The sequence below is a fragment of the Aphanothece microscopica RSMan92 genome, assembly GCF_046613545.2.
Taxonomy (GTDB): Bacteria; Cyanobacteriota; Cyanobacteriia; order PCC-6307; family Cyanobiaceae; genus NIES-981.
In genome coordinates, this window is record NZ_JBKKKY020000072.1 from 1 (window position 1) to 12055 (window position 12055).

At 70.4% G+C, this 12055-nt stretch carries 12 protein-coding genes; 3 read left to right on the plus strand and 9 right to left on the minus strand.

What is annotated here, in order from left to right:
* Together ACLD7X_RS14295 and recR are read right to left on the minus strand one after the other, a co-directional pair.
* Positions 1–1056: urea transporter (locus ACLD7X_RS14295; RefSeq protein WP_411424329.1), on the minus strand; the 1056-nt coding region annotated here is incomplete at its 3' end.
* Positions 1057–1338: 282 nt separating this feature from the next.
* Positions 1339–1938 (minus strand): recombination mediator RecR, encoded by a 600-nt coding sequence (recR, locus tag ACLD7X_RS14300; RefSeq protein ID WP_425625266.1) that lies wholly within the window; start codon positions 1936–1938, stop codon positions 1339–1341.
* 108 nt (positions 1939–2046) lie between these two features.
* Between recR and psbP the strand changes: the two genes are divergently transcribed.
* Together psbP and ACLD7X_RS14310 are read left to right on the plus strand one after the other, a co-directional pair.
* Positions 2047–2637, plus strand: coding sequence for a photosystem II reaction center PsbP (psbP, locus tag ACLD7X_RS14305; RefSeq protein WP_412006710.1), 591 nt, complete (start codon positions 2047–2049; stop codon positions 2635–2637).
* Between the two features lies 1 nt (position 2638).
* Positions 2639–3658 (plus strand): hypothetical protein, encoded by a 1020-nt coding sequence (locus ACLD7X_RS14310; RefSeq protein WP_411424332.1) that lies wholly within the window; start codon positions 2639–2641, stop codon positions 3656–3658.
* 53 nt (positions 3659–3711) lie between these two features.
* Here ACLD7X_RS14310 and ACLD7X_RS14315 read toward each other — a convergent pair whose 3' ends face one another.
* The 3 genes from ACLD7X_RS14315 to ACLD7X_RS14325 all read right to left on the minus strand — a co-directional run bounded on the left by ACLD7X_RS14315 (position 3712) and on the right by ACLD7X_RS14325 (position 7000).
* A complete protein-coding gene (locus tag ACLD7X_RS14315; RefSeq protein ID WP_425625261.1) occupies positions 3712–4593 on the minus strand; it encodes an LCP family protein in 882 nt (293 codons plus the stop codon).
* A gap of 88 nt (positions 4594–4681) precedes the next feature.
* Positions 4682–6484: an ABC transporter ATP-binding protein gene (locus tag ACLD7X_RS14320; protein WP_411424334.1), complete on the minus strand. Its 1803-nt coding sequence runs from the start codon at positions 6482–6484 to the stop codon at positions 4682–4684.
* Positions 6485–6652: 168 nt separating this feature from the next.
* Positions 6653–7000, minus strand: coding sequence for an RNA recognition motif domain-containing protein (locus tag ACLD7X_RS14325; RefSeq protein WP_411424335.1), 348 nt, complete (start codon positions 6998–7000; stop codon positions 6653–6655).
* Positions 7001–7235: 235 nt separating this feature from the next.
* On the opposite strand from ACLD7X_RS14325, the gene ACLD7X_RS14330 reads away from it, so the two are divergent.
* Positions 7236–7436, plus strand: a complete 201-nt coding sequence (locus tag ACLD7X_RS14330; RefSeq protein WP_411424336.1) for a hypothetical protein — start codon at positions 7236–7238, stop codon at positions 7434–7436.
* Between the two features lie 128 nt (positions 7437–7564).
* Here the strand turns inward: ACLD7X_RS14330 and ACLD7X_RS14335 are convergent, their stop codons facing one another.
* From ACLD7X_RS14335 to ACLD7X_RS14350, 4 genes are all read right to left on the minus strand, one after another.
* Complete coding sequence (locus tag ACLD7X_RS14335; RefSeq protein ID WP_411424337.1) at positions 7565–9337, minus strand: DEAD/DEAH box helicase; 1773 nt, start codon at positions 9335–9337, stop codon at positions 7565–7567.
* A 252-nt stretch (positions 9338–9589) separates the two neighbouring features.
* Positions 9590–9997 carry a phosphomannose isomerase type II C-terminal cupin domain gene (locus ACLD7X_RS14340; protein WP_411424338.1) on the minus strand — a complete coding sequence of 136 codons (408 nt, stop codon included), beginning with the start codon at positions 9995–9997 and terminating at the stop codon, positions 9590–9592.
* Positions 9966–11576: an ATP-dependent DNA helicase gene (locus ACLD7X_RS14345; RefSeq protein WP_411424339.1), complete on the minus strand. Its 1611-nt coding sequence runs from the start codon at positions 11574–11576 to the stop codon at positions 9966–9968. The genes ACLD7X_RS14340 and ACLD7X_RS14345 overlap by 32 nt, the downstream gene beginning before the upstream one ends.
* Positions 11573–12055, minus strand: a 483-nt coding sequence (locus ACLD7X_RS14350) for a PDDEXK family nuclease (RefSeq protein ID WP_411424340.1), incomplete at its 5' end; no start/stop codon positions are given. The genes ACLD7X_RS14350 and ACLD7X_RS14345, both read right to left, overlap by 4 nt.

Consider the following 12055-nt stretch of genomic DNA (forward strand, 5'->3'; position numbering starts at 1 on the left):
GAGGGAGGGAAGGGCCCGGCGCACCAGCACCATCGTGGTCATGGTGGCCAGCACGAAGGGCAGGGTGAGCACGGGCAGCTGGGCGCTGCCCAGGCCCTGGGCCAGGGCCGGTGAGATCAGGCTCGAGCCCGCGGCCGCCAGCAGGGCGATCACCAGGCTGTCCCGGGTCGTGGCATAGAAGGTGCCGCCGATCGCGATGGCGGTGAGCACGCCGTTGTAGCTGCCCAGACCCAGGGCGAGGGCACCGGTATCCATGCCCAGGGCCAGCGCCGTGAGGCTGGAGACCAGGCCGCCGGCCAGCCCAAGCAGGGCGGCCAGGGGGCTGGCGGCGGCAACGGCCGCCAGAACGATCAGGCCGCTGGGCAGGGAGGAGCAGAGAAACACCTGTCCGAAGCCCCGCACCACCCCCTCCAGCAGGCCCAGCCCCCAGGGCACCTGGGCCGGCGCTGGGCCCTGGGCCAGCAGGCTGAGGGCCGGATGGTCGAGGCCCATCACCACGGCCAGGACAAGCCAGGTGATCAGGCAGAAGGGCAGGGTGAGGGGCGGCACCCCGAGCCGACCCACGAGCCAGCCTCCGAGGCCCTCGAGGAGCAGGGTGGTGAGGGCCGCTCCGGCGGCCACCCACCCCATCCACGCCACCAGGCTCAGGGGGCCATTCAGGGCGGCGAAGGCGGCCGCGGCACTGCCCACGAGCGCGCCATTGAACCCGTAGATGCCGTTGCGACGGGCGCCGCGGTCCGCGCCGACCCAGCGGGCGGTGATGTTCGCCGTGGCGATCCCCACGGCCGCAAGGAGCCCCATGGCGGGGGCCTGCCACACCAGGGCCAGCAACAGCAGCAGGCCACTGACCGGGTTGTTGATGAAGATCACCTGCCCCAGGCTTCGCAGGGCCGCGGTCAGCGGCACCGCCGCAGGATGCCCAGCGGCGTGACCAAGCTGGGGCAGGGTGCCGGCCGTGGGCAGCCATCGCCGTCGGCCTGGGCTGCTGGGGGGATCCACAAAGCCGGCCAGCAGATCGAAGGCCCTCGACTGCTCGCTCCCTTCGGACAGGGGCATGGGGGTCGTGAAGGAACGGGTTGACAGCGGCTGATCAGAGGCTGATCAGGGCCCTCGCGCCCCCTCCGATCGGCAGGCCTGGCGAGGAGCGCTCGGAGATCCGGGCCTTCCCTCCGCGGGGCTGCCAGCAGGAAGCGTGTGGATGTTCTGAGCATCGCCGCAGCCCAGCTCGCGGGGCGACGGTGTGTCCGACCCGACGCAGATCGTTGCGTCCCCAGCCAAGCGCGCCAGCCGGGCGGGCAAGGAGGTGCGGGCCAGCAGGTGCGGGGTGGTGGGGCGGGATCAGTCCAGGGTGCGACGGCCCTCGAAGGCCCGGGCCAGGGTGACTTCGTCGGCGTACTCCAGCTCACTGCCCATGGGGAGGCCGTAGGCGATTCGGCTCACGGTGGTGAACGGCTTCAGCAGGCGTGCCAGGTAGAGGCTGGTGGTGTCACCTTCGACGCTGGGGGTCAGCGCCAGGATCACCTCCGTGATGCCGTCGTCCGCGACCCGCTGCACCAGGGGCTGGATCTGCAGCAGTTCGGGGCCGATGCCGTCCATGGGCGAGATCAGACCGCCCAGTACGTGGTAGATGCCTCGGAATTCCCGCGTGCGCTCCATGGCCAGCAGGTCCCTGGAGTCGGCCACGACGCAGAGCTGGCCGTTGCGGCGCTCCTCGTTGCGGCAGATCTCACAGAGGGGTTCGGCCGACAGGTGGAAGCAGCGCTGGCACTGACCCACCTGGCTGCGGGCGGCCAGCAGGGCTTCCGCGAAGCTGCGGATCTGCTCTTCCGGCTGACGCAGCAGGTGAAGGGCCAGCCGCTGGGCCGTCCGCGGGCCGATGCCCGGCAGCCGCTCGAACTGATCGATCAATCGGGCCAACGGGCGCGTGAAGCCGCTCAGCGATCCGCCGCAGATGGCGCGAATGTAAGCGGGATCAGGCGGGGTGCCGAGGCTGCGGCCAGGGGGGCCAGCAGAATGGCGGCAGCTCCTCCCCCCGCCCCGGTTGCCATGGCCCCCACACTGCCCGTCCCGCCCAGTCCCCCCTCCAGCACGCTGTCCAGGCCCCTGCTGCGGGGGGTGCTGGCGCTTCTGCTGGCCGTGGTGCTGGTGGGTTGCAGTGCGAGTGCGGCCGGTCTGAACCGCTACCAGAACCCCGATGGACGGTTCGCCTTCCTCTACCCGACAGGCTGGACCCGGGTGCAGGTGAGCGGCGGCCCCCAGGTCGTGTTCCACGACCTGATCAACAGTGACGAGACCCTCAGCCTGGTGATTTCGGAGGTCACCCCCGACAGTGACCTCACGGCCCTGGGCAGTGCGGTGGCGGTGGGAGAGACCCTGCGGCGCCGGGTGATCGCGCCCGAGGGGACCGGGCGCGAGGCCGAACTCCTGCAGGCTGAGGAGCGGGTTCAGGACGGCCGCACCTTCTACGACCTGGAGTACGCCGTGCACCTGGAGGATCGCGACCGCCACGAGCTCGCCACGGTGGTGGTGGACCGCGGCCGGCTCTACACGTTCGCGGCCAGCACCAACGAGATCCGCTGGGGGAAGGTGAAGGAGCTGTTCCAGCAGGTGGTGAGCTCCTTCACCCTCCTGGTCTGAGATGGCGACCCCGGAACAGGCCGGGGTCGTCGTGGTCGGTGGGGGCCTGGCCGGTGGCCTGCTGGCCCTCGAGCTCGCCGCCATGGGTTCACCACCATGGCTGGTCGATGCCGGTCCTGTCGGGGCCACCGCCCTGAGCTATGGCCTCCTGCCGCTCACGGCCATCGGTCCCTGGCTGGCGCTGCAGCGGCGCCATGGTCCGCTCGGGCTGCGTCTCCGCCTGGCTCGCTTCCACGGCCTGCCCGCGGGGCTGGGACGGCTACCGCTGCCGGTGGCCCAGGTGGAGGCCTCCACCCTGCTGGAGGTCCTGCCCCGCCTGCTCGACGCCGCCGGTGTGCGCCGGCTGTGCGGGCGCGTCCTGGCTCCCCCCCGGCGGCTGGCCCTGGGCTGGAGGCTGGAGGTCACCGCCGATCCGGCTGACCGTGTAACGCCCGGATCGCCCGTCTGCCTGGAGGCGGAGCAGGTGGTGCTGGCGGCGGGTGCCGCCTGCCGCAGCCTCTGGCCCGCCCTGCCTGACGGGCTGCGCACCAGCTGGGCAGGGGTGCTGGAGCTCAGCCAGCCTCCACCGTGGCGGATGCGCTGGCCGGCCCAGGTGGTGCTGCCCTGGCACTTCCGGCGGCAGGAGCTGGAGCAGCGGGCCGCAACCTTGAGGGAGCCCGCCAGCATCGTCGATGCCGGCCTGGTGCCCACTGGCACGGCCTGGCTGGCCGGCCAGCTCACCCTGGTGCCTCCCGATCCGGCGGGACCTGCTCCGGACCCTGCCTCGATGGAGGCGAGCCTGCGGCAGGGCCTGAACGACTTCGGAGCCGTGCCGGCCGACGCGGCCGGTGCCTACCGCCAGGTCCCGGTGGCCTTCTGCACCGATGGCCGCCCCCTGGTGGGCCCGGTGGAGGGGGCGGCGGGGCTGTGGGTGTTCACGGGCTTCAGCGGTGCCTTCAGCCAGGTGCCTCCGCTGCTGCGTCCCCTGGCGACGGCGCTGGCATCCGCCGCCGCCCAGGCGGGAACTCCCCGGAGAGCGTGACCCTGCGGCTGGCGGGGAGGGCCCCAGCCATGGACTCAGGCGTCGCAGCGGTTTCAGTAGACGTAGCGGTTGTCGAAGTCGTCCCGATCCGCCTCGTTCGGTCCCGGCCAGTCGGTCTCCCAGTAACTGATCCCGTCGAGCATGAAGGGGCGGCCACCGAGCCGTTCCGTCTCCAGCTGGGTGCTGCCCATGGCGGTGATCAGACCGCCCAGCTCCATCGGTCCCAGGTCGGTCTTGAGGTCCTTGCCGCCGGCACCGAGCAGGATCGGCAGGCGCACCAGATGCTCGGGCCTGGTGAGCTTGCGGAACAGGGCCTTGAGCGCCAGCTGCTGGCGTTCGATCCGGCCGATGTCCCCCCACTCGTCGTGACGGAAGCGGAGGAATCCCTCCAGGTCCCGACCCTTGAGGTTCTGGGGGCCGGGTTGGAGATCGATGTAGAGACCCTGGCTGTTGTCGGTGTAATACATCCGCTTGGGAACATCCACCTCGATCCCGCCCAGGGCATCCGCCATGCGGCGGATCGCGCTCAGGTTGACCACCACGTGGTGGGTGATCGGGCGCCCCATCTTGCGGGAAAGCTCCCGTTCGAGCAGTTCGGTGCCCCCGATCGCGTAGAGGGCGTTGATCTTCTGGGGGCCGTAGCCCTCGGCTTCGATGTAGGTGTCCCGCGGCACCTGGGTGATCCGGGTGACGCCGCCATCGATGCGCAGGGTGGCGATCACATCGGTGTTGCCGCCGCCCACATCGGTGCCCAGCAGCAGGATGTTCTGGTCGCCGATGCCATTCCAGGCGGCGAAGGGATTGGTGATGCGGGGATTGCTGGGCAGCGGGTTGCTGCTGAGCCACTTGGCCAGCGGCATGGAGGCGAACAGGCCTCCCGTCAGGCCGATCAGCATGGCCAGCAGCAGGGGACCCCGTTGACCGCGCCTGCGCACCTGCCGGGTGGGGGCCTGCCTGACCGCTGATGTCTTCATTCCGAAAAGCTATTGCACCTCGCACCGGGGCCCGGTAGCCGCAGAGCCACTAGAAGCTGAGGACCTCACCGCTGCGCAGGCCGGCCTGGACTCGCCAGAGATTGGCATAGGCCCCATCGGCCGCGATCAGCTGTTCATGGCGGCCGCTCTCCACGATCCTCCCGTGTTCCATCACCACGATCCGGTCGGCATGCCGCACCGTGGAGAGGCGGTGGGCGATCACCAGGGTGGTGCGGTTGGCGGTGATCAGCTCAAGTGAGCGCTGGATGGCCGCCTCGGTCTCGTTGTCGACGGCGGCCGTGGCCTCATCCAGAACGAGAACGGGGGGATTCTTGAGGATGGCCCGGGCCAGCGCGATCCGCTGGCGCTGGCCGCCCGAGAGCCGCTGGCCCCGTTCGCCCACCACCGTGTCGTACCCCTGGGGCAGGGCCTCGATGAAGCGGGAGGCCTCGGCCTGGCGTGCTGCCTGCTCGATGGCGCCGCGGCTGGCCTGGAAGCTGCCGTAGCCGATGTTCTCCGCCACCGAGCCGTGGAACAGAAACACGTCCTGGCTGACCAGGCCGATCGCCCGGCGGAGGTCCTCCAGCCGCAGGTCACTGATCGGGATGCCATCGAGGCGGATCTGGCCGGCCTGGATCTCGTAGAGGCGCAGCAGCAGCTTCACCAGGGTGCTCTTGCCGGAGCCGGTGGAGCCGACGATGCCGAGGGTGCTCCCGGCCGGGATGGCAAGGTCAAAGCCATCCAGCAGCGGCTCCCGACCCGGGTAGCCGAAGGCCACCGCGTCGAAGCGGATGTCGCCCCGCACCCGTTCGGCGGGAAGGGGCTGCCGGCCGCTGGGAATGGTCACCGGCGTGGCCAGCAGGTCCAGCACCCGGTTGGTGGAGGCCATCGCCCGCTGGTAGTCATCGAGGGTGCGGCCCAGGGTGGTCAAAGGCCACAGCAGGCGCTGGGTGATGAAGACCAGAAAGGCATAGGTGCCTGTCGCGATGGTGCCCTGCCAGGCCTGCAGGCCGCCGATCACCAGGATGGCGATGAAGGCGAACAGGATCGCGTAGCGGATCAAGGGCACGAAGGCGGCCGACAGGCTGATGGCCCGCCGGTTGGCCTGGCGGTAGGCCTGGCTCTGTTGCCGCAGCCGCTCCAGCTCCCAGGCTTCGGCGGTGTAGCTCTTGATCGTGAGCATGCCGCCCAGGTTGTTGCTGAGTCGGCTGGCCAGATCGCCGGCCTGCTCCCGCACGGCGGCGTAGCGGGGCGCCAGGCGCCTCTGGAAGCGCAGGGAGCCCCACAGGATCACGGGGATGGGGAGGAACGACACCCCCGCCACCGTCGGGGACAGCACCACCATGGCGCCACCGACGGCCAGCACCGTGGTGATCAGCTGCAGGATCTCGTTGGCGCCGTGGTCGAGGAACCGCTCCAGCTGGTTGATGTCGTCGTTCAGCACCGCCATCAGACGGCCGCTGCTGCTGGCTTCGAAGTAGGCCATCTCCAGTTTCTGGAGATGGTCGTAGGCCTCGAGGCGCAGCTCATGCTGCACCGTCTGGGCCAGGTTCCGCCACAGCACCCCGTAGAGGTACTCGAACAGGGACTCAGCGCTCCAGATCAGGAAGGAGAGCACCGCCAGCACCCCGAGCTGGCTGGGAACGCCAGTGATGCCCCAGCGGCCGAGCCAGCCGCTGTCCTGCTGCACCACCACATCCACGGCCAGGCCGATCAGCACCGGCGGGGCCAGGTCGAACAGCTTGTTGAGCACCGAGCAGCCGGCCGCCAGCGCCACCAGGCGGCGGTGGGGCCGCAGGGCAGAGAGCAGCCGGTTCAGCGCCGGGGGATGGGGAGAGGCCGGGGACGGCATGGCGGCCGAGGTGCTGGGAACGGGGCCCCCACTCTCCCGCGGCCGATCGGCGACCCGAGGAGAAGACCCCCCGGCACCGGCCGTGGCCAGTGTCCGGGGGGTCGAGGGGTGAAGGCCGCGGCGGGGGAGTCGCTGGCCGGGGCCTGCTCTGCAGGGTTCAGCCCGCTGTCACCAGCGGTTGCCGCCACCGCCACCACCGCCGCCGCCGTAGCCGCCGCCACCCCGGTTGCCGCCGCCGTAGCCACCACGGCCACCGCCACCACCACCGCCGCCTTCGCGGGGGGTGGCCTTGTTCACCCGGATCATCCGACCCATCCATTCGACGTCCTGAAGGTCGTCGATGGCCTTCTGTTCCGCCGCGTCGTCACTGAGTTCGACGAAGGCGAAGCCGCGCTTGCGGCCGGTCTCGCGGTCGAGCGGCAGGCTGCACTGCCGCACCTCTCCGTACTGGCCGAAGAGATCAAGCAAATCCTCGCGTTCGGCCTGGAACGAGAGATTGCCAACGTAGATGGTCATTAATGGAGCAAAGCCTGGAACTGATCCGGGTGATGCTGCCGTTACCAGGGATGGCCAGTGGGAGCTGGGCGAACCCTCAGGGAGCAGAACCGACCTGGGATCACCATCCACCCTAGGTCTTGGTCGGACCGTATATGGAGAAGCTTGAAGGGGTTCTGAAGAGACCCTGTAGAAGCGCCGGCGATCCCTGAGAGTGCCCCATTGTCAGCAAACCCTGATCCGACGCGTGGTTGAGATGACGGCCCCTGTCCCCTGGAGCCTCGCCTGGAGCGAGGACGGTGAGCTTGCTCCCCAGGATCGCTTTGATCTGCTGCAGAGCCTGGTCCAGACCGAGGCGCTCGAGGTGCAGACCTCGTTGATCGCCGCGGTGGAATCCCTGTCCCTGACTGAGATCACCTCAGTCTCGCTGGGGGAGGTGACCCGGCTCTGCGCCTGAGCACTCCCTGATCGGCGGGGGAGGACCCGCCCGAAAGCCCTGACGTGCCCGGAAGGGCTCGCCAGGGCTTTTCTGCACCACGCCAGCCTCCTGGCCAGCTTTCTGAGTGGGGCCTGTGGAGCCGCTGATCAGCCGCGGAAGCGGGAGATCTGCAGGGGCTTGTTCAGGACCCGTAACTCACGCAGACCCTGGAAGACCTCCTCGGGCATGCCCTTGGGCAGGTCGATGATGCTGTGGGCATCAAAGATCTGAATCCGGCCGATGGCGCGGCCGTTCAGCCCGGTCTCGTTGGCGATGGCCCCGACGAGGTTGCCGGGCTTGATCCGATCCCGCCAGCCCAGCTCGACCCGGAAGCGGTCCATGTTCTCCTCGGGGGCGCCCATGGGCCGTTCGGGACGGCCACGACGGGTTTCCCCGCGGCCGACGATCTCCCTGCCCTCGCCGCGACCGGGCCCCTGGGCCCGCGGCTGGGAGAAGTCCTCATGGCCCTGGAGCAGCAGCGGCTTGCCGGCGAGGCTGAGTTCCAGGGCCGCCAGGGCCAGGGCCTCAGGGGTGCAGCCCTGTTCCTGGGCGACCCGCTGCACGATCTCGCTCAGCAGGGCCTTCTCTTCGGCGCTGACACCGGAGCCCTGCAGGGCTCCGGTGAGCCGTTGACGCAGGCGATCGAGGCGGTTCTGGTTGATGGTGGCGTTGCTCGGCACCTCCATCGGTTCGATCGGTTTGCCGACCGCCCGCTCAAGCCCGCCCAGGAAGCGGCGCTCCCGCGGCGTGAGGAACAGGATGGCGTCGCCGCTGCGCCCCGCCCGGCCGGTGCGGCCGATGCGATGCACATAGGCCTCGCTGTCGAAGGGGATGTCGTAGTTGATGACCAGCCCGATCCGCTCCACATCCAGTCCGCGGGCGGCCACATCGGTGGCCACGAGGACGTTCACCTGGCCACTCTTGAGCCGCTCGATCGTGCGTTCGCGCTGGGCCTGGGGCACGTCACCGTTCAGCACGGCGACGTCGTAGCCGTGGGCCTCCAGGGATTCCGCCACCGTGAGGGTGATGGCCTTGGTCCGGGCGAAGATGATCACACCTTCGCTGCACTCGCTCTCCAGCACCCGCTCGAGCGCGGTGAGCTTGAGGGGAGCGGGGACCGTGAGGAAACGCTGACGGATGAGGCTGGCGTCCGCCGCCTTGGGCTTGATCGTGATCTCCGCCGGGCTGTTGAGGTACTGCTGGGAGATGCGCCGGATCTCGGCGGGCATGGTGGCCGAGAAAAGCACCACCTGGCGCTGTTCCGGCAGCTGCCCCAGCACCCACTCGACGTCATCGATGAAGCCCATGCGCAGCATCTCGTCGGCTTCGTCGAGCACCAGGGCCCGCAGGCCCGAGAGGTCGAGGGTTCCCTGGCGCATGTGGTCCATCACCCGACCGGGCGTGCCCACGACGATCTGGGCGCCGCGCCGCAGATGGTGAATCTGGTCGCGGAAATCGGCGCCGCCGTACACGGCCACGGTGCGCACCTGCGGCAGCTGGGCGGCGTAGCTGTTGAAGGCCTCGGCCACCTGGAGGGCCAGCTCCCTGGTCGGAGCCAGCACCAGCACCTGGGGCTTGCGCTGGTCGGGATCGAGCCCCGCCAGCATCGGCAGGGCAAAGGCCGCCGTCTTGCCGGTGCCCGTCTGGGCCTGTCCGACCAGATCGCGGCCCAGCATCAGCTCGGGAATGGCGGCCTTCTGGATCGGGGAGGGCTCGCTGTAGCCGATCGCCGCAAGGGCTTCGAGCAGTTCCGGGCCGAATCCGAAGGAGGCGAAGCCGGCGGCCGGGCTGCTCCCGCTGCTGGCCGGGTCGTTGGTGAGGTCGGGCGAGGTGGTGGCGGCAGGGCAGGGGAAATCGACGCCGCTGATCTGTTCAGTCAAAGGATTCACGTGGGCCGGCTACAGGCGGAAGCCTGGGAATGTCCTTCTACGCAGGCCGGCAGAAACCCAGATGCACTGAACCAGTGGAGTGCAAGATCAAGCCGCCGCTGCAGGCTCCCGCCTTTCGACAACCAACCAGCGAATCACCCTTCTGGACCCGGTCAGATCCCGATGGTGCCGCTCGGTACGAAGCGCAGAGCCCGTACGACCTCGCAGTCCGTTGAACTGCCCTGCCCTTGAAAAAGGCTGAATTCAAATTCTATCACCCAACACAAGGCCGTGATCATCGGCACGGCCGTGATCATCGGCGAGTCGTTCGATGTCGTCCTCGCGCAGCTCCTCACCCCGCTGCACCTCCACGATCACCAGCGCTTCAGCCCCAGCGCTGGCCCGATGCAGGGCCCGAACCGGAATGAACAGTGTGGTGCCGGGCTCCGCCGGAATGTCCTGCCCCTCCAGGTGCAGCAGGCCGCTGCCGGCCACCACCACCCAGTGTTCGCAGCGGTGCCGGTGGCGCTGGAGACTCAGGCGCATCCTCGGCTGGATCAGCAGCCGTTTGACGCGGTAATCCAGACCCTCGGCCAGGGTCTCGAACCAGCCCCAGGGGCGGGACACCCGGGGCAGGCTGTCAGGGGAGCTGGCGTTGCCGCTGGTCTGCATGGGGGGAGTCTGGGGTGATGAGGTAGGCCTGGCGGCGGGCCCGGGTCAGGGCGGTGTAGAGCAGGCGGCTGACCGGACGGCCGCTGTCGGGCATCAGCACCCAGACCTCCTCGGCCTCGCTCCCCTGGGCCTTGTGGATGGTGAGGGCCAGGGCCGGCTGGGGCGAGGGGAGCTGGGCCGGATGGATCCAGAGCCCGTCGCCGCTCCCGGCGGGAGCAAACAACAGCCGCCGGCCCTCCCCCCTGTCGACCACGAGGCCCACATCCCCATTGGCCAGCCCCAGCTCGCTGAGGTTGTGCTGGCACAGCACCGGGGTGCCATTGGGCCAGGCGCGGATCGGCTGGCCCTGCTCCTCGCCCAGCAGGGCCCGGTGGATGGCGTCCACCCCCCATCGGCCCCGGCGCCGGGAGGTCAGCACCAGGCAGGAGTCCAGCGCCCCCAGCAGCCGGGCGATGGCCGCGCTGTCGTGCGGATCGAGGCCCCGGCAGAGCTCCTGCAGCCTGGCCTGGTGACTCCGCAGCCGCGCCAGCAGGGAGGCCGGCAGCCGCTGCGGCGCCGCCTGCTGCCAGCGCAGATTCGCCTCGGCCGGCAGCCTGGCCAGCTGCTCCTCCAGGCCCAGGGGGGAGCGATCCGCTTCAGCGCAGCGCAGCCTTTCCGCCACGGCCGCGATGGCCCCGTTGTTGCGGTAGACCGTGCGCAGCTCCACCGCTGCCTCCCCCAGGGCCTGGCGCCGGCTGGCGGTCTGGAGTTCCAGCAGCACCGGGCCCGGACCCACCGGCGGCAACTGCGCCGCATCACCCACCAGCACCAGGCGGCAGGGGGCCGGCAGGGCCTCCAGCACCGCCTCCATCAGCGGCAGATCCACCATCGACACCTCGTCGATCACCAGCAGATCCAGGCCGAGGGGATGGCGGCGGTTGCGGCCGAAGCCCTCTCCCCGGCTCTCGAGCAGCCGGTGGAGGGTGCTGCAGGGGAGGTCCGGGGCGACAGGGCTGATCGCCGTCCGCAGCCGGGCCGCGGCCTTGCCGGTCGGTGCCGCCAGGTGGATGCGGCAGTCCGGATGCTGGAGGCGCACGGCCGCCAGCATCCTGGCCACCGTGCTGGTCTTGCCGGTGCCCGGCCCGCCTTCGAGCAACACCAGGCGATGGCGAAGCACCGCCGCCACGGCACGGCGCTGGTCGGCATCCAGCCCCTCCGCGTGGAGCGCCACGAGGCCCTGGACCTCGCGCTGATCCCCCTGGTGGCCGGGGTCCACCGCCGCTGCTCCGGCCCGCCGGATCAGGGCCTCCAGCACGGTGTCCCGCTGCCGCTGCCAGCGCCGCCACAGCACCCTGTCCCCCTCCAGGACCAGGGGGCCACAGGGCTCGGCCGTCAGCGGCGAGGCCGCCAGGGCCCGCCGATGGCTGGGATCCTCCAGCGTCAGCTCGAGCTGGCCATCCGCCAGGGCGGCGGTCAGGGCCTCGATGACGGCACCAACCCCGGGATCGGGGGGACAGCCATGCAGCCGCGGCAGGGACTCGGCGAGGGAGGTCGCCAGGGCCGTCAACCAGCCGGGCCGCTCCAGGGCAGGGCCGATCATGGCGGGCCCTCCAGAACCTGATCCAGGGCCAGGATGCGCCGCAGCGGCGGCCGTTCCACCGCCATCCCGGGCAGGGCCCCACCCCTTGCGGCGACCTCGGCCGCCGCCGGGTCGGCACCGGGCACGCCCCGCAGAAAGATGTAGGCATAGCCCCCCAGATGGCGGGTCGGGGCGTAGCCCGGCAGGCGCCAGCGCAGGTACCGATGCAGGGCCACCAGATAGAGGTGGGCCTGCAGGGGGTAGTGGTTGGCCGCCATCAGTTCCTGGAGGGCGGCCGTTCCGTAGTGCCGCGGGCCGCAGCCCCGCGGCCGACCATCGGCCTCCCGATCCCCCAGCCAGTTGCTCTTCCAGTCAGCCACCCACCAGCGTTCTCCCCGGCGGAACACCAGGTCGATCGAGCCGGTGAGAAAGCCCCGACTGGCCACATCCAGCTCCGCGAGGCGGCTGGCGTAGGTCCGGCCGAAGGCCCCGCCCGGGCA